General features: G+C 53.9%; 22 protein-coding genes and 1 pseudogene. 10 read left to right on the top strand and 13 right to left on the bottom strand.

Annotated features, from left to right (window positions below; all coding sequences use genetic code 11):
- Both VFO10_RS18785 and VFO10_RS18780 read left to right on the top strand, forming a co-directional pair.
- Positions 1-497 (top strand): annotated as a pseudogene (locus VFO10_RS18785) (hypothetical protein); the annotation flags it as partial.
- Positions 498-625: 128 nt separating this feature from the next.
- Positions 626-1,276, top strand: coding sequence for a peptidylprolyl isomerase (locus VFO10_RS18780; protein WP_325143011.1), 651 nt, complete (start codon positions 626-628; stop codon positions 1,274-1,276).
- 3 nt (positions 1,277-1,279) lie between these two features.
- On the opposite strand, the gene VFO10_RS18775 is transcribed toward VFO10_RS18780, so the two are convergent.
- On the bottom strand, positions 1,280-1,630 hold the full coding sequence (locus tag VFO10_RS18775; protein ID WP_325143009.1) for a hypothetical protein: 351 nt from the start codon (positions 1,628-1,630) through the stop codon (positions 1,280-1,282).
- Positions 1,631-1,938: 308 nt separating this feature from the next.
- On the opposite strand from VFO10_RS18775, the gene VFO10_RS18770 reads away from it, so the two are divergent.
- The 3 genes from VFO10_RS18770 (at position 1,939) to VFO10_RS18760 (ending at position 5,162) form a co-directional block, all read left to right on the top strand.
- Positions 1,939-2,478, top strand: coding sequence for a hypothetical protein (locus tag VFO10_RS18770; RefSeq protein WP_325143007.1), 540 nt, complete (start codon positions 1,939-1,941; stop codon positions 2,476-2,478).
- A 262-nt stretch (positions 2,479-2,740) separates the two neighbouring features.
- Entirely contained in the window at positions 2,741-3,628 is an 888-nt protein-coding gene (locus VFO10_RS18765; RefSeq protein WP_325143005.1) for a universal stress protein, read from the top strand.
- Positions 3,629-3,659: 31 nt separating this feature from the next.
- Positions 3,660-5,162 carry a potassium/proton antiporter gene (locus tag VFO10_RS18760; RefSeq protein WP_325143003.1) on the top strand — a complete coding sequence of 501 codons (1,503 nt, stop codon included), beginning with the start codon at positions 3,660-3,662 and terminating at the stop codon, positions 5,160-5,162.
- Positions 5,163-5,183: 21 nt separating this feature from the next.
- Here VFO10_RS18760 and VFO10_RS18755 read toward each other — a convergent pair whose 3' ends face one another.
- The 7 genes from VFO10_RS18755 to VFO10_RS18725 form a co-directional block, all read right to left on the bottom strand.
- Positions 5,184-5,480, bottom strand: coding sequence for a hypothetical protein (locus VFO10_RS18755; protein ID WP_325143001.1), 297 nt, complete (start codon positions 5,478-5,480; stop codon positions 5,184-5,186).
- Between the two features lie 247 nt (positions 5,481-5,727).
- On the bottom strand, positions 5,728-6,522 hold the full coding sequence (locus VFO10_RS18750; protein ID WP_325142999.1) for an ABC transporter permease: 795 nt from the start codon (positions 6,520-6,522) through the stop codon (positions 5,728-5,730).
- 3 nt (positions 6,523-6,525) lie between these two features.
- Positions 6,526-7,326 carry an ABC transporter permease gene (locus VFO10_RS18745; protein ID WP_325142997.1) on the bottom strand — a complete coding sequence of 267 codons (801 nt, stop codon included), beginning with the start codon at positions 7,324-7,326 and terminating at the stop codon, positions 6,526-6,528.
- A complete protein-coding gene (locus VFO10_RS18740; RefSeq protein WP_325142995.1) occupies positions 7,319-8,320 on the bottom strand; it encodes an ABC transporter ATP-binding protein in 1,002 nt (333 codons plus the stop codon). The genes VFO10_RS18745 and VFO10_RS18740 overlap by 8 nt, the downstream gene beginning before the upstream one ends.
- Before the next feature lie 168 nt (positions 8,321-8,488).
- Positions 8,489-9,484, bottom strand: coding sequence for a hypothetical protein (locus VFO10_RS18735; RefSeq protein ID WP_325142993.1), 996 nt, complete (start codon positions 9,482-9,484; stop codon positions 8,489-8,491).
- Between the two features lie 39 nt (positions 9,485-9,523).
- Positions 9,524-10,747, bottom strand: a complete 1,224-nt coding sequence (locus VFO10_RS18730) for a hypothetical protein (protein ID WP_325142991.1) — start codon at positions 10,745-10,747, stop codon at positions 9,524-9,526.
- Positions 10,748-10,837: 90 nt separating this feature from the next.
- Entirely contained in the window at positions 10,838-12,238 is a 1,401-nt protein-coding gene (locus tag VFO10_RS18725) for an ArnT family glycosyltransferase (protein ID WP_325142989.1), read from the bottom strand.
- Positions 12,239-12,261: 23 nt separating this feature from the next.
- On the opposite strand from VFO10_RS18725, the gene VFO10_RS18720 reads away from it, so the two are divergent.
- Both VFO10_RS18720 and VFO10_RS18715 read left to right on the top strand, forming a co-directional pair.
- Entirely contained in the window at positions 12,262-13,041 is a 780-nt protein-coding gene (locus VFO10_RS18720; RefSeq protein ID WP_325142987.1) for a hypothetical protein, read from the top strand.
- Positions 13,042-13,139: 98 nt separating this feature from the next.
- Positions 13,140-14,570, top strand: a complete 1,431-nt coding sequence (locus VFO10_RS18715) for an SDR family NAD(P)-dependent oxidoreductase (protein ID WP_325142985.1) — start codon at positions 13,140-13,142, stop codon at positions 14,568-14,570.
- Here the strand turns inward: VFO10_RS18715 and VFO10_RS18710 are convergent.
- Both VFO10_RS18710 and VFO10_RS18705 read right to left on the bottom strand, forming a co-directional pair.
- Positions 14,567-14,986: an RDD family protein gene (locus tag VFO10_RS18710; protein WP_325142983.1), complete on the bottom strand. Its 420-nt coding sequence runs from the start codon at positions 14,984-14,986 to the stop codon at positions 14,567-14,569. The genes VFO10_RS18715 and VFO10_RS18710 overlap by 4 nt on opposite strands.
- Positions 14,987-15,046: 60 nt before the next feature.
- Complete coding sequence (locus tag VFO10_RS18705) at positions 15,047-16,069, bottom strand: alkaline phosphatase D family protein (protein ID WP_325142982.1); 1,023 nt, start codon at positions 16,067-16,069, stop codon at positions 15,047-15,049.
- A 253-nt stretch (positions 16,070-16,322) separates the two neighbouring features.
- On the opposite strand from VFO10_RS18705, the gene VFO10_RS18700 reads away from it, so the two are divergent.
- Both VFO10_RS18700 and VFO10_RS18695 read left to right on the top strand, forming a co-directional pair.
- Complete coding sequence (locus tag VFO10_RS18700) at positions 16,323-17,498, top strand: acyl-CoA dehydrogenase family protein (protein WP_325142980.1); 1,176 nt, start codon at positions 16,323-16,325, stop codon at positions 17,496-17,498.
- Positions 17,499-17,509: 11 nt separating this feature from the next.
- Positions 17,510-17,905, top strand: a complete 396-nt coding sequence (locus tag VFO10_RS18695; protein WP_325142978.1) for a GFA family protein — start codon at positions 17,510-17,512, stop codon at positions 17,903-17,905.
- On the opposite strand, the gene VFO10_RS18690 is transcribed toward VFO10_RS18695, so the two are convergent.
- From VFO10_RS18690 to VFO10_RS18680, 3 genes are all read right to left on the bottom strand, one after another.
- A complete protein-coding gene (locus tag VFO10_RS18690; protein ID WP_325142976.1) occupies positions 17,902-18,669 on the bottom strand; it encodes an RES family NAD+ phosphorylase in 768 nt (255 codons plus the stop codon). The genes VFO10_RS18695 and VFO10_RS18690 overlap by 4 nt on opposite strands.
- Positions 18,629-19,015, bottom strand: a complete 387-nt coding sequence (locus VFO10_RS18685; protein ID WP_325142975.1) for an MbcA/ParS/Xre antitoxin family protein — start codon at positions 19,013-19,015, stop codon at positions 18,629-18,631. Before VFO10_RS18685 ends, VFO10_RS18690 begins: the two co-directional genes overlap by 41 nt.
- 129 nt (positions 19,016-19,144) lie before the next feature.
- The gene (locus tag VFO10_RS18680; protein ID WP_325142973.1) at positions 19,145-21,121 is read right to left on the bottom strand and encodes a 7TM diverse intracellular signaling domain-containing protein; all 1,977 of its coding nucleotides are present in this window, start codon (positions 21,119-21,121) and stop codon (positions 19,145-19,147) included.
- Positions 21,122-21,345: 224 nt separating this feature from the next.
- Here VFO10_RS18680 and VFO10_RS18675 point away from each other — a divergent pair.
- A partial coding sequence (locus VFO10_RS18675; protein WP_325142971.1) for a hypothetical protein occupies positions 21,346-22,580 on the top strand: 1,235 nt, incomplete at its 3' end.

Here is a 22,580-nt window from a genome sequence, read left to right as displayed (position 1 = left end):
TTGTGAAGCTGGCCAGCGACGGAAGCCTGGCGGCTGGATTTGAACCGGGCGGTGGTTTCAACGGATCAGTTCAGGCCTTGACCTGGCTGGCTGCGGAAGATGCTCTTTACGTCGGCGGTGCTTTCAGTCGCTATCAAACGTCCATCGTGGCCAACCGCATTGCGAAACTCGACAGTACCGGGGCCATGGCTGCGGGCTTCAGTGCCACCGGCTTCAACAGTACAGTCTTTGCCCTGGACTACGATGCCGACAATGACCTGATCTGGGCCGGTGGGGCCTTCACCAGCTTCCGTGGGGTCACCCAAGGCCGGATGGCTGCGATGGGACGGGATGGGTCACGCGTTGCGGCTTTCAATACTCCGGTCGGCTTTAACAGCGATGTCCGGGCGATCAGCTCCAGCTATTGGGGTGTGGTGGCCGGCGGCCTCGGCAGCTCCTATGAAGGCGACATCAGCGGTTTCCTGGCCCGCCTCCACGTCAATGCAAGTATGGACTGAGCCGAAGGGGCCCCCTGCCCCTTCTTTCCTCCCCGTCCTCTCGCCATGCCACATAAAGCAGATTTATTTCAGACAGTTGGGATGCTAATCTGATGGACTTGCTACCATCGCCATCAGAGGAGTTTGCGATGCTTATCTCACGCTGTATTGCTTTGTCTTTGGGTTTGACTGTGGCTTTGAATGCTTTTGGGGCGGATGAGAAGAAGGGAGCGGCAAAAGCTGCTGACAAGCCGAAAGAGACAGCGGAATCCGGCCCTAAGGTCACAGAAAAGTGCTTCTTTGATGTCAGTATTGGCGGCAAACCCGCCGGAACAATCGTTATAGGCGTCTTTGGGAAAGAGACACCCAAGACTGCCGCAAATTTTATGGCTCTTTGCACAGGCGATAATAAGAAAAACGATAATAAGAAAAAGCTGACCTACAAGGGCAGCAAATTTCACCGTATTATCCCTGAATTCATGCTCCAAGGGGGAGATATCACAAACGGCGACGGTACGGGTGGAGAATCCATCTATGGAACAAAATTCCCAGACGAGAATTTCAATTTAAAGCATGAAGGTCCTGGCTATTTGAGCATGGCAAATGCGGGTCCTAATACAAATGGCTCCCAGTTCTTCATCACGACCGTTAAGACTTCGTGGCTTGACGGTAAACACGTAGTGTTTGGAAAAGTCCTGGAAGGCTTTGATGAAGTCGTTAAGAAAATCGAAGCCGAGGGTACTTCCAGCGGTACACCCAAGAATGAAGTCAAAATAACAAATAGCGGGGCGCGAAAATAAATTCTAAAACGGCAGAGGCCCGAGGTTTGTGCCAAAAGGCACCTGTAGATTTCTGCAGAAGTCTCGAAGGCCCCAAGGGGCTTCGATGCCTTCCGGACAGGAGCCTTCATCAACAAGGCCTCCTCGCAGCCTTCTGCCATTCTTTATTTCGCGAAGCTCACTTAACTTTGCTAGATTTGCAAGACTGCTAAAATTCGAATTCTGACTAAAATCTATCACTTCCAATTTTGGAAATTTTTCAACCCCTGACAAATCTTTCATCTTTGCGGCATCATTGATAACCAAAGTGCTAAGTGAAGGTAATTCAGGAAATTGATTATCCGCAGATATTTTCAGCTCCTCAATACTATCCATCTCGGGCATTCTATCTATATTGGATATCGAAGTATTGGATATATCGAGAGACTTAAGTTTCTCAAACTGCGCTATCGAGGACACATCGAATGTTCCTACGCGCGCAGTCTTTTTTTTAAGAAAAAATTACTGAATCCAATCACGCTGGCATGCGCTGGCGAATCCTCACAATAGTAGCGAAACGTCTTAGGAACACAATTCACTCCATCCATTCGATAATGCGCAGGATCGGGCTTACACATTTTCTCTTGATCCGTGAAAGGACCTCTAAGAGTTAATGTTTCCACTGGCAGAGGGTTACGCACAGATTGAGCTACAATTTTTTCTATACTCTCTTCAAACAAATTGCCGTTGGCGTCCTGAATTTTAATATTCCCACTCCTGGACCTGGACACCACAAAGCACTGCCGCACATTGATTTCCAAAGATCTACTCACAAAATCAGACTCAATGGAAACGTTAACTTTCGTTCCCTCCGGCACCTGGAGCTTGAAGACACTTTTGCTGCTTCCTTCATCTTCAGCGCCAGTTATCAATCCGCACAGAGGAAAAGCACTGCAGTAGCTTCCACAATCGATTCATTGAGCCGTGACAATAGGTCTATTGAAATCGTTTGGCATAAATTCAGCAGCTTGCCGTTGTTTAAAAATAACGGCAACTCGTTGGGAGGAGGTAATTTCTTTACGGTTCAGTTTAAGGCAATGCTTTGGCGTCAGCTCAAAATCCAGCGGTTCCATAGCGTTCGCATCTGTGAAACTCCGCACTCCAGTGCCAAGCTGTCGATCTGGTTAGTCCAGCGCGTCCGATTGCAACCCATTGATAAAACAGATATGAAAGTGAAGAGCTAAAGCATTTTTCTCATGAAACCCTTCCACAGTAGGCGTTACAAGCCAAGGCAGGTGTTTTTATCACAGTCCCGCTGATCTGATAAACTAATTATTTTCAGCTAGTATTCGCCAGAGCACTACCAGTCCACACGAAGGGAGCTCTTTACGTTTGCACACAAGAAGTAGAACCCAATCCTGAGCGTAAAGCATGGACAAGACATAAAGAATTCGTTAAAACGATTCTGCCAAAGTCTTTCCATTCCTATCTGCAGTGAGACGAATCATGAAAAAAGCCGTCATCGCTTTGAGTCCTTCTCAAGATCTGGATGAAAATCTGGATCACTTTTATGAAACGCTCAAGCTTTTTCAAAACAGCGGTTTTTTTCCTGAAACGTCTGTCGTGTCGGTGATTCATCCGGCGCTGTATATGATGCCAAGCACCTGGTACAGGGATTCGCGGGCGCGTCTTGCCAAAGAGGCTTTGGTGAACCTTGAAAAGAGGGTCCAACAGCGCTTCAAACTGCAGAACATCAAAGTTCTGCAGGCGGCTACGGATAGTCTTGAATATTTAGGGTCCATGGTGTCGCGCTATGCTCAGCGCTGTGGCAGCGACGTCCTGATCGTGGCCAGCAATGATCGTACGGGCCTGCCTCACTGGATTTTAGGAAGCTTTTCTGAAACCGTGGCGCTGCTGGCCCGGCATCCGACGCTTGTTATTAAACCGCATATTTCTCCGAAAGAATTTGCAGCGACGCCTCATATGGTCGTGGGTATTGATGTGGCCGTCCCGCCCACCAGCCAGGATCTGCGATGGATCACAGAGGCTGCGAAGACAGGGGGAGCCGCGTTGGATCTTGTGTATGTAAATCCCAAGCCACGCCTCCTTTTGAATACTCTTCAGCAAGGCAAATCCGCCAAAAGCCCGCAGAGCATTCTCGAAAGCATTCAGAATAAACTGCAAAAAAGCGGGCTGGACGTCCATAGCTCGGTTGTGGACGAGGGCGATTCCATTTCCCAAACCCTCGTGGATTTTGCCGAGCAGAAAAAGACTTGGGCGATTATCACGATCGCCGTGCCCCGCTCAACCCTAAGGAAACGTCTTCTCGGCTCGCATGCCAGACGGGTTCTGCGGCACACGCGTCGACCTTTTTTGAGTTTGCACAAGGGATAGAAAACCCTGATCAATATGGGAAGAACTGTTGATGCCCCAATTTCAGTTTAGAAACTATACGCTCGAAGAAATACTCCTCGCCAGTTCGTTACTTCTTATATTTTCCGTCCTGGCATCTCGAATTTCCTCCAAGTTCGGCGTGCCTGCGCTTCTACTCTTTTTGGGCATCGGCATGCTGGCTGGATCCGAGGGACCAGGTGGCATCGCCTTTGATGATTACAGGCTGGCATTTGCCGTCGGCAGCGTTTGTCTGGCTGTGATTATTTTTGATGGCGGCATGCGGACATCCTGGAAAAGCATTCAACCCTTTCTCCCGCTCGGGATTTCCCTCTCTTTTGTAGGAACGGTCGTTACAGGCGCCGTGACCGGAATCTTTGCTCACTATGTGCTGGGCCTGAGCTGGCTGGAGGGGTTACTGCTCGGGGCCATAGTCTCGTCAACCGATGCCGCAGCCGTTTTTAGTATACTGCGGGCCCGGAGCCTCACCTTGAGCGGGTCTTTGAAACAGACCTTGGAGTTTGAAGCCGGCAGCAACGATCCGGTGGCCGTGTTTTTGACCATCGGTATGCTGATGCTGATCACAACCCCCGAGCAGGGTTTTGTGCCGATTTTGACTTTATTCCTCAAACAGGCCGGACTTGGCCTGGCTTTGGGCTGGCTCGGCGCGCGCTTTATTCGCTGGCTGATCAATCATATCGGTGTGGAGTATGAAGGCCTCTATGGTGTGTTCCTGGTTGGGCTGGTCATCTGTCTTTTCGCGCTGACCTCGACGCTGGGCGGCAGCGGTTTTCTTGCGGTCTATGTCGCAGGCTTGAGCCTTGGGCATTTTGATTTTCTGCACAAGGGAAGTATGACCCGCTTCGTGGACGGTATCGCGTGGCTGTCCCAGATTTTGGTGTTTTTGACCCTCGGACTTTTGGTGTTTCCTTCGCACCTGCTTCAGGTCTGGAAAGAAGGCCTCCTGCTCGCCATCGCGATGATGTTCTTTTCGCGGCCCCTGAGCGTTTGGCTGGCGAGCATGGGGAGTAGCATGAAGAAAAACGAACGCATCTTTGTCTCCTGGGTGGGACTGCGGGGGGCGGCCCCGATTATTCTGGCGACTTTGCCGTGGAGCGTCGGCGTTCCGCGCGCGGAGTACTTTTTCAATCTCGTCTTTTTCGTGGTTTTGCTGTCTGTTATCGTGCAGGGGATCAGCATTCCGTGGTTTGCTGCGAAGACAAGGGTGACGGTACCCATAGAGAAGGAAGTCAGCAATCAATTGACGGATGATTTCTTGCCGGAAGGTTTCACAGTCGTCGACATTGATATCAAGGACAACGCCCGCATTCGGGATCGACGGGTTGTGGATCTGGGTTTGCCCGAGGGTGTTTTGATGATCAGCCTGGAGCGGGATAAACGCTATCTGATACCGAAAGGCAATACGGTCCTGCGGACGGGCGATCATGTGCGCGTCCTGGCCCGTCCCAGCAACCTGGAGGAGCTGCACAAGGTCCTGGGTGAAACCCGGTCGCCGAAGCAGCCTGATCTCACCTGAGGGACCGCACAGGCCTGCTCTTTATTCCAGGAAGCGGAGTCCGTACCGCACAACCTTGTCATCAAGGATGCGTTCCCAGACGACTTCCGCTTTCAGAGGGGCGAGCTTGCCGACTTTGAAACGATAAACGGAACCTTTGGCCAGACCCACCGACTGCAAACACACGATGCCGAATCCACCCATCGGGGACTCTTCGACGAGCAGAGCTACGTCCTGAAATTGGAATTCGGTACTTTGCGCATTTTTATCAATCTGCACAAAATCGCCGCTATCGGGTTCGAAGCGGATGTATTTGCGTTTGTCGTTATGATCGATCATGAGGCCCCCTTCTGATGTCTCTGGATTGATTATACCAGGACTGGGGGGCTGCACGAGAAGACGGGGTCAATGAGATGACGGAGGACATGTGGGGGCACGGACGGAAGACGGCAGCAAGGAGATGACAGCCGACATGCGGGGGCACGGACGGGAAGGCGGCCGCAAGGAGATGACCGCCGACATGCGGAGGCCACGGATTACGGCCAACATACGAGGCCCGGACAAGGACTGTGCGGCCACTCCGCCGCTAACTCGAAGCCGACTCATAGCTCCGAAGCCCCAGCTTCCACACAAAGCGAATCGCCACCCAGATCAGCACCAGCCCTATCAGCATCCACAAAAGCCCACTTGCGTCCTCCTCGGGATTCAAGACGGCCTTAACGGGCGCGCTCCCTACGAGCAGAACCGGAATGACCAGCGTAAAAAACCGCCGAGCCACCCCACGATAAACGAAGTCCGGCCAGCGCGAGATGTTCTGCAGCTGCATCCGTAAAAAATTAATCCCAAAGGCCTCGACGGTCCAGAACATCAGCATCGAGATGAGGATCTCGATGGACACCAAAAACACCAGCGACGCCACGACCAGAAAGGGGACACTCACCCACTGCCCCACTCCCAGGTCCACCGCACGCCCAAAATGAATCAAAAACGCCCAAGGCGTCACGAAGTTGATCATGGTTGCGGGCCGTATATATCTGAAAAATATGGAGAATATGGTATTCAGGGGCCGCAGCAGCACAAAATCCAGCCGCCCGGTCCTCAGATCAAAGGAAAAGTTCCAGAAACTTTCACTGATAAACGTCATATGCAGATGATCGACGGCCAGCATAAAGGCGGTAAAGAACATGAACTCATCCCGCTCCCACGGACCGATCGCATTCACATGATCGAAAATAAAGGACACTGACCCGAGGCTGCTGAAATAAAACAGCTGATCCATAACGATGAGGAGGACAAAATGCAGCCGATAGCTGCTCGCCTCGGCAAAGGCATTCGCCAAAAACTCCCGATAGACGCCCCAGTACCGCATAAGCCCATGCATCGTTCACATCCCCGCTGCCGTATAAAGCCTGAGCCCCCGTCGCCAGACCGCATAGGAAAGCCCCCCCACCAAAACCAGCCAGACACTCACCGTCCCGAGCCCCTGCAGGATCGACCCCTCCCAGGTCCCCATAAAGATTTTCACGGGCACATAGGTCAAATAAGGAAAGGGCGTCCACTGCAGGATCCGCACAAGCCAGCCAGGATAAATCTCAAGAGGCAGGATGGCCCCTGACATAAACTGGGCAATGGTCACAAACATCACCCGCAGGACCCAGGTCTCTTCCAGCCAGAAGGCCGCGAGTCCGAGCACGAAACTTACCTGGTACCAGAAAAAACCCATAAGCAGGGAAAAGCCCACCCCCTGCAAAAGCCCGAACCAATTCCAGGCGTCCAGCATCCCCGTCCCGCGCAGGATGGCGAGCGTAACAAAGGCCACCAGCGTCTGCAGCGCCTGAAAGGCGATGAATCCGGCCGTATGAAACTGCCAGAAGCCAAAGGGATAGACGAGGTAGCTCGAAATCCTCCCGAGCCGGATATCCTCGGCCAGGTTCATATTCTGAAAACCCTGAGCCAAAAACCCCACGATCATCCCCCAGATCTGATAGTGCAGCATCGCCTTCAGATCATAGCCCTGGATGGTCGTCACGCCCTCCAAGGCGAAGATCGAGCGCCAAAGGTTATACTTCACAAAAAAGAAGACGAGGGTGGGCCCGATCACGAGCAGCAGAAAGTTCAATTTATAGGCAAGCTGCCGACTCCAGCTGATCCGTATGGTCGCGAGCCATTTGTCAAGTTCAGCCAAGCGCGGCCTCCCCACGCAGGAGCTGCGGGTTGGCGAGCAGGGCGTTCATCACTCTTTCGATGGGCAGCTGTTCCATGCTGAAATCCATAACCGGATAATTCTGCAGAATGGATACCGCCGCCTCGCGCAGCCGGGTTTCGGGGATGCGCAGATCCACCCGGGTCCGCGTCTCATTCCATTCGGGATCCCAGCTGGCAAAGAAGTCCCCGTCGTCCACCGCACTTTCGAAACTCACCCGCACATATTTCTCGCGCCCCAGTATTCCCGAGAATTCCTGGATCGACCCATCGAAGCGTTTCGTCCCGTCCAGAACGAGGACAATCCGATCACAGAGCGCGTCCACATCGGCCATGTAATGCGAGGTCAGGATTACGGTCGTCTTATGCTGGGCCTGCCAGGCGGCTATGAAATCCCGCATGTTCCTTTGGGCGACCAGGTCGAGGCCGATGGTGGGCTCATCCAGAAAAAGGACCTCGGGCTGATGCAGGAGACAGGCGATCAGCTCCATCTTCATTCTCTCCCCGAGGGAGAGCTTTCGAACGTGAACCTTCAGCATGGGTTCCACGGCCATGAGCGAGGCCAGCTCACCGAGCCGCTTTTTAAAATCCCTCTCGGGGATCTCGTAATACTTTTGCAGGAGCAGAAAGGAATCCATCGCCGGGATGTCCCACCAGAGCTGCGACTTCTGTCCCATGACGAGCGCGATCTTTTTCCGAAAGGCCTGCTCCCTCTGAAAGGGCACATGCCCCGCGACCCGGATCGTCCCGTGGCTCGGCACGATAATCCCGGCAAACATCTTCATGAGGGTCGTCTTCCCGGCTCCATTCGGTCCGAGCAGCCCGACCATTTCCCCGCGTTCGACCATCAGGTCGAAGCCATGCACCGCCGCGCGTGTATCGTAGTTCCGCCGGAAAAGGGACCGCAGCGATCCCATGATACCGGGATCCTTTCGATAGACTCGAAATTCCTTTCGCAGCGCCTGACATTCAATCATGGTGTCCTCCAACGGAGGGGAAGATTAACAGGGAGGCTTGGGAAAGGCGATGTTTGATCTTAAAGCCCATGAACCGAATGACGCAGAGGAGCATAAAAATGTCATGGGGTGATCTCGTGCTGTTCACAAGCATCACCCCATTCGCCAGTCATTTCCAATGCCGAAGGCTTAGGGACTCACTATGTAGGTCTCATACCAGGTACCCTGCTGGCCAACGATCGACCATGCTCCCGTACTCAGACTGACCCGATGCAGGGTGCTGTTCTGCATAATATACATGTGATCGCCAACTGGAGTCATTGATACGGCATTCGCCCAGTCCCCGATTTGTCCCAGAACGCTCCATTCGCCCGTTGCCGGATTAACACGATGAAAAGTCGCATTCTGAAGGACATACAAGGAGCCATTATAGAACTTGATGATAGTCCCGCCACTCCAATCCTGGCCACCCAGAACCCGATAGGAACCTGTTTCCGGATTCACTTCATGCAGATAATTATTCTGAACAATGTAAAGGAATTTGTCTGAAGCAGTAAACCCCTGGGTCCTGGGCCAGCCGCGAATCGTGCCCACGATACGATTGCTGTTGTCGTTGGTATTAATTTCCCGAATGCTGTTGCCGTACATTCCAAAAAGACGGTTGCCCATGGCTGCCAGCCAGATCGGAAGCGAACCGGAATAATACTTGCTGCCAATCACCGCATACGACCCGGTAGCTGGATCGACACGATGCAGAAATTCATTCTGGATAACATAGAGGGCCCCATTTACAAAACTTGCTCCTTGCAGCGGTTTCCACTCGCGGGACATGAAACCAAAGCGACCAAAATAGGGATCGATGCGGTAGAGAGACCCATCTTCAAAACCATAAAGAGCATCCTGCATGGGAACCTGTTCCAGGGGAACTTTGTTCGGATCGGGTGGATCACAGCGGGTAGCGCATTTGCCTGAGTCAAAGGTTGAGCGGGTAAAATATCCGCTCGGATAGATGCGACTGCAAACATTACCGGCTCCACTTTGGTTTTCGGCCGAGATGTCACTGCAGGCCGAGACTCTGGCCAACCCTATGTCGTCGAGCCGAAGCTGCTGGCAGCAGTAATCTTTGGCCTGAGCAGAACCCGCGAAAAAGGCGAGGATTATAGCGATTTTTGCACCAATTTTCATAATATGCTCCTTTCTATTTGCATAAACCAGGGACTTTGTTTAGAGGCCTACCACAACTGTGTTGGCTGCAGTTCCCGCAGAGCCAATAATTTGCCATGAGCCAGTGGCGAGACTGACTCGATGCAGGCTCGCATTCTGAACTATAAAGAGGCTGCCATCTGCAGATGTCATGGAAGCTGCACCGTTCCAGTCTCCCGCACGCCCCAGAACAGCCCAGGCGCCGTTGCCTGGATTCACGTGATGCAATGTACCCGCTTGAACGACATAAAGTGAGCCTTGAACGTACTGCATGTGAGTGGGACCATTCCAATCAGCTCCGCCCAGGACCCGCCAGGCACCCGTGTCCGGATTGACCTCATGCAGTCGGTTGTTTTGAATGATGTAGAGTTGGGTGGACGAGGCTGCAATGGAAGTCGCACCGACCCAATTGCCTACCCCACCTATCGGCTGACGTGATCCGTCGCCAGGATTGATGCGAAACAGCTGACCGTTGTGTATCGCATACAGGTGGCCGTTCAAGCTGCTCAGAGGAATTTTCGGGCTCAGCCACTGCTGAGGCCCGAGCAGAGTCCAGGCGCCTGTCGATGGATCAACGCGGTGAAGGTATCTATTCTGGATGGCATAAACAGATGCGTTTTGAGAAACCGTGCCCTGAAGATTATCCCAACCGCTGGAAAGGTGACTGGTTCGGCCGTAAGCAGGATGGACTCGGAAAAAACGTCCCGCATTGAATCCAAAGAGGACCGCAGGCTCGCTATTATAATCTCCGTCGAACCCCAGAATTCGGAGCACCTCGTCCTTGTTGGAAATATAGGGTGCCTGAGCCGTGGCGACATCCTCGAAGCATTGGGCCCAATAGCCGTCCCCTTTGCCATCCACGTCGATGATCAGCCTGCCTGGGCTATTGACGGCCGCGTCCTGGCAAGACTGAGGCTTTGGCAGTGCGTTCAGAAACGCCTTAAAACCGGCTTCTTTGGGATCGAAGTAGCTGATTTTGTCTGTCGCGTAGGAGCAGTCCATGGGATAGGCCGAACCGAGGTTCAAGTAATCACAAACCTGCTTTTCAGTGCACTGGCCATTGCCACAATTTCGCGTGAAGATTTCGGTGAAATTGCTGGAATATCCCCCAGGGGAGGAAATGTTGAAAACGATTTTGGCTATATAAAAAACCATGTCGTAGTGATTAGGGCTGAGCTGAGCCAAGGCCTGGCTATGGTATGTGAGCAAAAAAACCAAACCAAGCCTCGCGAATAGCTTGTGCATTCTGACCTCCTCCCATGTGATCGTTTAGGCCGCACCACGCGGCCCGATCGGAAGGACAAGGAAGGGCAGTAATATTGCGATCAGGAAACGCTATTTTATGGGAATATTACCAATATGACGCTTATTGAAGAGCAGTTCATCGCGGGGCTGGAAGTCTTCAAGAATACGAGCTTTTGCGCTGCCATTGACCTGTGCCTGTCCACGAGGACCCAGGACAACGACGTCAGCACTCAGCAGGCTGGGCAAAACACGCTTTTGGGATTCATCGGTGGCAAAGGCTGCCGCTGTACTATCAAACCTTTGTCCAGCCTCGCGAGCATCCATCAGCATCACCAGATAGGTATCAAGCACGAGGCGGCCCGAACATGGGGAAGGAAAATGATTGCTCATGATGAGCCAGCCCGGTTCGAAGGAAAATACGCAAGCATTGTGGGGTATTTCCTCGATGGACTGCACGAGCTTGAGCTGCTCGACAGATCGTGCGCGACCACCTTTAAAAGCGGATCGTATTGGAAACGCTATCAAGAATATGCCAACAGCTGCAAGAATCCAGCGCCGGTACGAGGCTGATACAAAAATCGTCGCAGAAAAAGTCGCCAGGAGAGCCTGAGGCATCGCCAGCAGGGTATTATACTGACTCCAGTATCCCTTCGAGGACAAAAGCACGATCGACGCAAAAACCAAAGCGAGACTGGCCGCAGCCCCCAGTGTTCGTCGCTTTCCGTCAGACCACGGCCAGACCAAAAGTCCGATGGCAGAAAAAATATTCAAAGCGAAGTGCTGATCGCGAAGAATTGAGCTGAGACGAGACATAAGAGCGACATCACCATCGGGGGGACGTCCCATCTGAAACTGAATTACGCCCTCCCAAAATTTGGCTGGATCTATCAGGATCCATGGAACAAAAAAGAAAAGGATACCGAGACAGCCTCCAGAGGCGAATCGGGCGATATTGAAATATCGACCTGATTGCCATGCAATCCAGGCAAAGGCAGGAATCCACACAACGGCTGTAACTTTAACAGAAATCGCCCAGCCAAGGAGAAGTCCGATCGCTATCCATGGCCGCTTTTGAGTGTCATAAAGCAGAAATGCCAGGACCACAGCCGCGTTGATCAAAGGTTCAAGAAAGAGGCTGCGATCCGAGGCCACAACCTCAGGATAGGTTGCATAGAGCACCGCCCCGATTATCCCGGCAACCGGCCCATGCCATCTCTTTCCCAGAATAAATACACCTACACTCGTGAACGATCCAAGGATGGCCATGGCAACCTTCGCAAGCGCGAAACTATGTGCGACGGAAGACTGCGGAACAATCCAGTGCCAGAGGCCGAACAGCCACACTATTCCAGGTGGATGACCAAAATCGAAATCGCGGTAGGGAAGAATGCCTTTGGTGAGAAGAACGGACGCCCCATAATAGACCCCCTCGTCGAAATCCACAGGGATCAGGAAGAAATGATCCGCATAGATGAAGGGTTTGAGACGCACAGATAATGCCAATAAAAAGACTAGTGAAGATATCACGTAAAAATGAAATCGTTTACTCAAGCCAGATACTCCGCATTGAAGGTCGTGATACTAGCAAACTTTGGCGACCAGACCTACCTGAATCTTTTGATGTTTTTGTTCCCGAACAGCCATTCGGGGTGGAGCTTGCGACGACTTTTATTCTTGAGCAGAAGAAAGGTCGGGTCGATAATAAGAAGATGCAAAGACTTCAGTACTTCATTCCTATTGTGACCGAGGATCTGGGCGTGTTCGTCACCCTGCTTCTGATCGGACTGGTGCAGCTCGTCCTTTTTGGAAGAAATCGCCGGCCGGCCCATGGCAGTCTCGCGCTGCTTTGTGCGGGTATGCTGGTCGGCTGGATTGTAAACGCTGGGATCTGGCCGCTCGCTCTTCACTTTCAAGCGGTGATCCTGGCTGCGATCGTCCCGCTGCTGCTTTTTTATCTTCAGACCCTGATCCCGCGCCGCTGGCTGGCGGGGATGGTGGACTTTACCTGGGCCTATGTCATTCCTTACGTGGTGATCGTCTTCGTGTATCCACCAGAGCAGCTGGTCCCCATTCTGCCGGTGATGGAGAAGCTTTCCTTTTTCTCCCTGGCGACGACTCTGATCGCGGCGTATCAGGCGCGGGAGGAAGGGCAGAGGTATGCGGGCATGCTTTTGTTCACACTTGTCCTCCTTTTTGTGGGACTTGTGTTTGCTCCTACCCGCGCGTGGGCGCTTGGACTTTTTGTTGGCTCTCAGGCCTGGATCGTGGCCCGGGCAGTCGAGACGCGCCCGTAACGAGTAAACATCCGGACTGGCTGGAATTTCCAGGCTGCAATCAGGGTATCTTTTCCTTCAGGTTTCGCTAGAATTGGCCAGGAGCAGGGAGGATTCCGATGAGCAGTATTACCTTTGAACAGTCCCTTGAGATCCAGCGCCCCTTGTCTTTTGTTTACGCCTACCTCAGCGACTTCAGCAACACCGCGTCCTGGGACCCCAGCGTGATCCAGGCGCAGAAGACCACACCCGGTCCTTTGCAAGTGGGAACTCACTTTGATATCCAGGTGAAGTTCGCCTGGACACAGCTCAGCCTGAATTATCACATCATCGACATGCAAAAGGATCGCTACCTGGAACTCAAGGGGATGGCGGACAACTACAGTCTGGTCGATCGCATCCGTTTCGAAGGGGATGAGTCCCGCTGCACGATTCATTATCAGATTGATGTCTATTACCAGGAGCCGATGGCGAAGCTCGCGCCGCTTTTCGCGCCCCTCGTCAAGGCGAACGGGGCGCATGCGCTTCGGACTTTGAAACAAACGCTGGAGGGAGCCGCGACCGACTGGGAGCCGACCGCCTGGACGAAACTCGCCGATCGACTGGTGCTGCCCGGACTTTTCAGATTCACCCGCCGGGGGTTTATCGCCGGGAAAAGCCGCTGGATCGGGATCACCACGGATATGTCGGATAAAAATGTGCTGATCACCGGCGCGACCTCGGGGATTGGGGCTGCGGCGGCACGAAGTCTTGGGCGCCTCGGTGCGAATCTGATCGTGGTGGCGCGCAATGAAAAGAAGGCTCAGCATTTCAGCGAGCTTTTGGTGAGTGAAGGAGTGAAGGCGCCGCGCATCGAGATCGCTGATTTGGGACTCATGCAGGATGTCAGGAATCTGATCCAAAGACTGCTGCAGCGCGGCGAGCCCATCCATGTGCTGATCAATAACGCCGGCGCGCTTTTCAATCAAAGGGTCGTTACAGCCGAGGGGATCGAGCAGTCATTTGCGACACTTCTGCTCTCCCCCTATATGCTGACCGAGGGTTTGAAACCGCTTTTGGTGAAGGCGGCCGGAGCGCGGGTGATCAATGTCGCCTCGGGCGGGATGTACACGCAGGCCGTTCAGCTCCAGGATCTGGAGTACGAGCACGAGGATTATAACGGAAGCAAGGCCTATGCGCGGGCCAAGCGCGGGCTTGTGGATATGACCGAGCTTTGGGCCGAGGAATGGAAGAAGGACGGGATCATCGTGCACAGCATGCATCCGGGCTGGGCGGATACGCCGGCGGTCTCGCATTCCCTGCCGCAGTTTTATGAGAAGACCAAGCCCTGGCTGCGAACGCCGGAGCAGGGTGCAGATACCATCGTCTGGCTGGCGGCGACTCCCGAGGCGGCGCTGACGACAGGACTTTTCTGGCTTGATCGGACACCGCACAACACGGCGATTTTTCCGGGGACCAGGAGCAGTCTGGAGGTTCAGACGACGCTTCGGAAGAAACTCGACGAGTATGGGCAAAGGTTCGGCGATGGGGTCAGGAGTCAGCGGGCTTAGGATGTGCGGGCGCGAACCACATAGACCCCGGTGGCTTTATCATGCGCCTCGCTTACGCTGTCACCATTGCTTGCAGGTCTGTAGCTTCGCGTGCCGAACATGATCTTGAGACACCAGCGGTGCAGGATCGGAAGGACGCCCGGTTTCCTTCCCTGGGCATCGACCACCTTGAGTCCACAGATTTTCTGTCCCAGGCTCTGCCCCCAAAGGCAGACCGGGATGTTTTCGTAACCCAGGAAGAAAAAGAGCATCCACAGCACCGTGAATTCCGCGTGATCGAAGCGCGCGAGCAGCTGATTGACAAGCGGAATACTGATCAGAAAAATCGTGACGAAGACCGTGATATCCACCGCTGCGGATTTAAAGCGTTCGGAAGAGGTCGCATGGTCGAGCGAAACGGTGGTTCTTGAAAGCATGGTCATCCCCTGGAAAGTGGCCGTAAGAACGGACTCAGGCCGGGGCATTTTACTGCATCGTTATCGCGAGAAATTGGCTCCCCTTGCGTGGTAGACTTCGGCCCGTTCTGCGGACTGGAGGCGGATCTGCACCTCGGGCCCCACATCCGTCCAATCTATCTGCAAAAATCCAAAGTTCTTGCGTCCGACCATTTCCCCCAGCCGCTCGGGGCTTGGAAGTTTCACGCCCACGGCATGGGTCAGTCCACTCGACATCACTTCATAGACCGGCTTCCCGCTTGGGAGCACGATGCGATAGATCTCGCCCATGTGTCGGTCACCGCTCAGCAGTATGCAGGGTTTGTCGGTGGCGGCGAGAAGGTTATAGAGGCGCTTTTGTTCCTCGGGAAACGCCCGCCAGCCTTCAAGGCTGCTGACCGCCACCGGGGAGCTGACATTAAGGCTTGAACCGATCAGAAAAAGGTCGGCGGTGGATTGCAGGATTTCCTCTTCCAAGAACTGCCACTGCAATTCCCCAAGGAGCGAGCGGCGGGTTCTGTTTTTATCCTGGAAGTAACGCAGATCGAGGAGGATCACCTGGGTTCTTCGTCCGCTGGGGCCGAAGGCGTAGCTTTGAAAGACGCCGGGTCTTTCGCGCACCGGATTATCATAGGCCACGTCCATGAATTCGAGGAGCAGCGCTTTGCTTCCGTCTTTCTCCGCGTACGAGCCGTCGGCGTTTTCATTGTAATAGTCATGGTCATCCCACATGCCAAGGACGGGAACCTGGTCGATGAATTTTTGATAGGCGGCGTTGGTCTTCAGAAGACGATACCACTCCCGCCGTTGTCCGAGCGTGGCGCGATCGGCGTAGATATTATCGCCGAGCCAGATCCAGAGCTGCGGATCCTCGCGGGCGATCCACGTCCAGTGGTCCTGTCTTTTCGTCTGATCGTTGCACGAACCAAAGGCGACGCGGCGCAGAGGTTCGTCACGTAACGCGGTCAGACGATCGGTAGGAGAGGACGCCAGAAGGGTTTTGGGCAAAAGGGGGCCCATCGCAGACGCCATGAGGCAATGGCGGACGAAAAGTCTCCGGTCCATGAGCTTACTCACCGTATTGTTTATGTTTTCTGTCGCTATTTAACCACATTCATAAAAAGAAAACAGAGGGATTCTGGGGTAAGCGCTTTTTTTTTGGGCAGACGACGGATTGCGGATTGCGGATTCCGGGGTGGTCGCATCGGGCAGTTTAGGTGATGGCGGCCCAGAGTCGTGGAGTATGGGAATCCGAGTGAAATGAACCCGGCACGGTGGTAAACGAAAAGGTGGAACAACAGCTTTGAAGGAGTTCACCGTGGCCTACCCGCACTGCAGTCCCTATCCAGATTTTTACGCGATCGACGCTCTGCTCTCCGATGAGCAGAAGCTGGTGGCGCTCACGCTGCGCAATTTCCTGAGTCGGGAGGCGGAGCCGCTGATTCCCGAGCACTTTGAAAAAGAGGAATTCCCCACCGCCCTCATCCCTAAACTCGGTGAGCTGGGTGTGCTGGGAGCCAACCTGAGTGGTTATGGACTGCCGGGGATGGATAACGTGGCCTATGGCCTTGTGATGAAGGAACTGGAGCGCTGCGATTCAGGCCTGCGGAGCTTCGCGTCGGTTCAAGGGGCGCTGGTCATGTACCCCATCCATGAGTATGGAAGCGAGGAGCAAAAAAAGGAATGGCTGCCTAAACTCGGACGCGGGGAAGCGGTCGGCTGCTTTGGGCTGACTGAGGCGGACGGTGGTTCCGATCCAGGGGCGATGAAGACCCGGGCCGAGGATAAAGGCGATCACTGGCTTTTGAACGGCGCGAAGATGTGGATCACCAACGGAAACCTCGCACAGGTGGCCGTGGTCTGGGCGAAGACGGACGCGGGCGTCAAAGGCTTTGTCGTGCCGACGGCGACCAAGGGTGTGACGGTGAAGAAGATGCGCGGGAAGATGTCGCTGCGCGCTTCGGTGACGTCCGAGCTTTATTTTGATCAGGTGAAGCTGCCGAAATCCGCGGTTTTGCCCAAGGCCGATGGTCTGAAAGCCGCCCTTTCGTGTCTGACCCAGGCGCGCTATGGGATTGCCTGGGGCGCGATCGGGGCGGCGGAGTCCTGTTTTGATGAGGTGGTCGCTTATACCAAGGATCGCATACTTTTCAATAAACCTTTGGCGAGTTTTCAACTCGTTCAGAAAAAACTCGCGACCATCGCCACCGATATCACGCAGGCCCAGCTTTTGGCTTTGCGGCTCGGGCAGCTGAAGGACGAAGGCAAAATGCACTTCGCCCAGGTGAGCATGGCCAAGCAGGCGAACGTGGAGATGGCCCTCAGGAATGCGCGCGTGTGCCGGGATATGCTCGGGGCGAACGGTATCATGCTGGAGTATAAATCCATGCGGCATATGTGTAATTTGGAGAGCGTCTACACCTACGAAGGAACCAATGATATTCATTCGTTGATCGTGGGGTCTCAGATTACAGGGATTCCGGCCTTTGGTTGAAGGAGAGCGCCATGCATCAGGGTTCCTGTCTCTGCAAAAAAGTTCAGTTTGAAATCGACGGTGAGTTCAAAGGTTTTTATCTCTGTCACTGCAGCCGCTGCCGGAAAGCGACGGGTTCGGCCCATGCATCGAACCTATTTTCGATGTCCGCGAAACTCAATTGGGTATCCGGCCGGGATCATGTGAAGACCTTTCATCTGGAAGGCACACGGTTTCAGAAGTCTTTTTGTGACAACTGCGGGTCGGCTCTCCCCACGCTTCATGAGAGTGGCCGGCTTTTGGTTCCCACGGGTTGCCTGGACAGTGAAATGTCCATGCAGCCTACGGCGCATATCTTTACGGGAAGCCGGGCGCTGTGGGACAAGGATCTGGAGACGGTCGTGGAATTCGCGGCATTCCCAGGTTAAAGCGCCGGCATCGGCAGACGATCGTCCACCATGAATTCGCCCATCTCAAATTCCATCGTGCGTTCCTGGCCCGGGACCGCACGATAAAAGCGCATGTGCCCGCGGGATTCAAAGGAATGCCAGAGCATCTGCTGCTTCGGATCCGTGCCGCTGAAAACGGCAGGATGAAAGAGCCCGATGTTGCGACCGCGGTTTTTATCACGAGCCGAACCGAAGACGAAGGCATCGACTCCATCAGCGCGCATGGCGCCGCCGAGCTGCTGGGTGTGGCTGTAGTCGACCTTGGATTCGATAATGGGATGATAATCTGCAAAGGCCTTGGCGCTCAGGTCCACGGCCTTGTTGGCTTTGACCGAGGCGCAGAACGCGGTGTACTTGTTCTCGATGGAATCCTGAAAAGGGATCGTCATCCCCTCGTGAAAAACGAAGCGATAGTAGGCCTTCTCCGCCAGGGCCGTTTCTATCGCTTCCGATCCATACCAGATGCTGACTTCAAGCCTCGTTCCGAAACGCGAACCATTCCGCAGCGGCGGATAGCGAAAAGGCGTCCATAAAAGATAGTGCAGCGTATTCTGATAAGGTGGAAACGGAAACGCAGGCTTTCGGTCCTCAAGGATGTCCTCAAGGACGGCCTGCTCCGCACTGTTCTTTGTCAATTTCATGGTCGACGAGCGACTCTGATCCTCGACTATCCGCCAGGCACTGAGATTCAGGCTGCCGAGCTTAGATTTTCCCCCGCATAGCGTCCAGATAGGCGCAGACATGACTCAACCCTTCCACTGATTTAACCAACTCCGCGGGAACCATCTCACCCATGTGCCGATTCCTGGTGTGAAACCAGTGCCGGATCGCCTGCTCCTTGCCGCCCACGATCGCATCGAGGCTGCGGAAAGCCCGGATCAAAAGAACAGCCAGCTCGCCTTCCTTGCTGCGCTCGCGGATGCTCCGGGCGCCCTGGAAGGTCCGACTCATCGTGGCTTCACTTTCGCCGATGATCTGGGACAGATCGTTTTGACTTAATCCAAGGATTCCCGAGGCTTTCAGGACGGCCTGGGTCAGGATTCGATCTCTTTCTTTTTGATTGATGGAGGGAGCTGTATTTGTTTGCATAAATCCCTTCCTTTCAAATGAAAGATACCACATCTTTTCTTTCAAATGCAAGTATCGGCAGAATGAGGTCCGGGCTTGAGGCTTCCAGCTCAGTTATAACCTATAGTGATAATTGAATAAAGAGGAAAGTCAGGCGCTGGCCGGCAAAGCGGCCTCAGGCGCAGCGGCCGCAGCAATGCGGATCAGAAGCACGGTCACGTCATCCTCGGGGCTTGCGTCTTTCCAGATCCCCTGGGCGTTCTCCAGTATGGCCTGCAGGTTATCGCCGGGCCTTTGGCTATGCTTCAGTATGTTCTGGACCTTATGCATAGGGAACATCTCGCCCGAAGGCCCGCGGTTTTCCACCAGCCCATCGGAATGAAGGAGGATGCTGTCGCCGACCTGAAAACTGAAGGGCACCACCTGAAAGCGGGTCGGTTCACGCGAGAGTCCCAGGATCGAGCCCCGGCGGAAGATGGGACTCAGCCGCTCCTTGCTCAGCAGATAGGACGCATGATGCCCGCAGTTTACGTAATAGCCTTTCAGCTGTCTCAGGTCGATGGCGAAGACGCTCATCGTCATCAGCCGATCGTTCGAGGTCGCAGTGCGGAACAGCAGCTGATTGAACGTTTCAGCCAGTCGCCCCAGCGAGGTCCCCATCGCCTCGGGAGACCAGTCGAGATTATGGACGGACGCTTCCAAAGCGCCACAGGCAAAAGCTGTCATCATGGAAGAAGAGAGTCCGTGTCCGGTCACGTCGCCGAGCGCGAACACGGCAAAATTCTGCTCGGGTCGGTCGACAATGCTGAACCAATCGCCTCCGGTCTGCTCCGCGGCCCGGTAATAGGACGCCACTTCCAGGGTGGACGAGCGTACGTTTTTGGAAACCAAAGACTCCTGAATGATCCGCGCCGATTCCATGGTGCCGATCAGTTTCGCCGTCTCACGCTCCGAGGCGACCAGCGCATCGCGAATCTCCTCGAATTTATAGCCCATGGCGATCGACACCAAAAGCATCTCCACAGCCGATCCGGCGATCATACCCCACTGGGTCAGCGCGCCTTCTTCCATCATTCCAAGGTAACCAAGCAGCGTGAAGCTGTCGCCGACGACGAACAGCACCCAGGCCGTTAGAAAAAATAAAGCAGGCTTGTATCCCTTGCGAGCCATGACGTACGAAGTATATATAAGCCACCAGACCATGAAAATATTGGTAGCGAAACCTATCACGATTGCGCTACCTAGGTGAACGAGCGAAAGGACGGCGACGAACAAAGCGAACTTTTCAAACCATCCGATCAGCGCCGCGACCCGACTCATGTTGAGCCTCAGGTCCAGGAAGGCCACGAGGAAGCGATAAACAAAGAAGACGCAGATATGAACCGAGAACATGGCGAGTTCATCGTTCATCCAGGGATGATCCAGCACGTACTGGAAAAGGAGTCCATTGATACTGGCCTGGAAAACGACATAGAGCAGGCCATAGACGGTATAATGAAGATAAGAAGAATCCTTGAGCAAAAAATACAGCATGATATTGTAGAGAGGCATAATCAGCAGACAGCCCAAAAGCAGGCCGAAAACCAGTTTTTCGACTTCGCGGGTCTTATTGAACGTCGCTTCGTTCGCCAGAAAAAGTCGCGACGACAGAAGGTCATTGGTCTGGTAACGCAGGTAGAAGCTGCTGCTTCCGGGTGGGACGGTGACGTCAAACACCGGGTAACGGTAAGGGACGAGTCGCATGCCGAGTGGGATGTGATCGCCGGATTTCTGCCGCGTGATCACCTGCCCCTCATGCAGCACATAGAGTTCAAGGGTATTGGTTTGCGGCCAGCGATCCTCGATCAAAAGATTCAAAGGGCCGCCTGAGCTGTTCTGGAGCTGGACACGCACCCATAACGCATCCGTGCTTAACCCCAGCATCGGCCTGGGCAAAGGCTCCCATAGAATTCGGTTGTTTTCGAGGATATTGGGAAGTGTGAGATCTTGAGTGTGATCGCGATAATGATCCGCATAAGCACCAAGAGCAATGCTCTCGCGCAGATTTTCACTCAACTCAAGCGTCTTCGCCTTCACGGGCAAGGTGTTGCCCAAAAGTATCGCGAAGATAAAAAAGTAGCGCCACATATTCGATGTCCTGCCGGATAATATCCAGTCATCGGCAGGACTTGCAGATAACTGTAACCAAAAGGGCCGTCAATCATTTGACACGGAAGGCCCCTGGGACGGCTGTTTTCGAAAAGCGTCGCAAGTTCAGGAAAGTTTTCACCTTCCTGTTCTTACTATAATGGGCTCGTCTCGGGTTGAGCGCGTGCCGTTGATACTGCCTGCACACATGAAAGGTTCTGCTGATGAAAAATCTCTGGCTGCTTTCCGTTCCCCTTCTGTCCTTTCTTCTGACTTCCTGCGGAACTTCCGAATCCTCCAGAACCCAGGCCTATCCGAATGTCACAGCCTCCAGTGGCATGAGTGATGGTGATGTCTGGAATCAGGAGCTGCGTGTTTTGCAGCAGGAAACCCCAAAAAACCTGAATATGGAATGGTTTTACAAGGACTTCGGCTTCAGCGATTGGCCGACAAGATTATTCGCCGAGAAGCGAGCGGCCAACAATCAGAACGGTGAGTCCAGCGCGGCGCACAATTTTCTGGAGCGCCTGGGCCAACAGATCTATCAGCAGGCTCTGCTTGCGGATAAATCCGGTGATGCCGCCTATGCGAATAACGCCGTGACGCTGATCCGCCGCCTGACGGATTCCCGCCTTGGCTTTATCAATAACCCCAATGCGCCTTATGATACGAATGATAATCGCTATCTGGAGATCAGCTGGTTTCTGAGCCACGTCGCTCGCGGGGCCCGCATCCTCGATATCCGCATGGGCGAGGATTGGAAAAAGTCCAGCGACTGGACCAACGTCAAGGGCGCGCTGAACAATTGGATAGGCTGGAACGTGAATCAGCAGTGGAACCCGGCCGACGCGCTCACGCAAACCCCCTTGAACCTTGCGGCGCATGCGGGAACGATGAACTGGGTCGGTGATCAGGATGTGGGCTATGGTTCGACCAACCGCACCTTCGCCATGATCGAAGCGCTGCTGCGCGTCGCCGAACTACGTGATGGCCGGCTTGGTTCCACGGTTTTTAATCCCAACGCATGGCAGGGAAAAGTCGAGCATGATGGCAGCGTCTGGCAGCTCTTCCAGCTTTTCCGCGGCTACCTGAAATATTATTTCCATGTGCCTTTGAATGCCGACAAAAATAAATTCAAACTGAATTATAAGCGCATGAATGAAGGCCTCGTGAACGCCAATCCCAATCTTCTGAATATCGAAACGTGTCAGGATCCGGCCGGCTTTGGCTATAAAGCGAAGTGCCTCATCAACAAGGACGCTTACCGCAATGATACCTATCACGCTCAGATGGGTTTTGCGTCCATCCTTCACATTCTCGATATCGCCAAGCGCTGGGGTTTTGATCTGACTCCCGAGGAGCACGCAAAGATCATCATGGGTCTGCGCTGGACCAGTTTCAACAACACCCCGGGCGTCACCGGCAGCGGCGGGGCCTACGACATTCCTCTTTGGGAAGT

It is taken from the genome of Oligoflexus sp. (assembly GCF_035712445.1).
Lineage (GTDB): Bacteria > Bdellovibrionota_B > Oligoflexia > Oligoflexales > Oligoflexaceae > Oligoflexus.
This window is presented reverse-complemented; position numbering and strand designations above follow the sequence as displayed.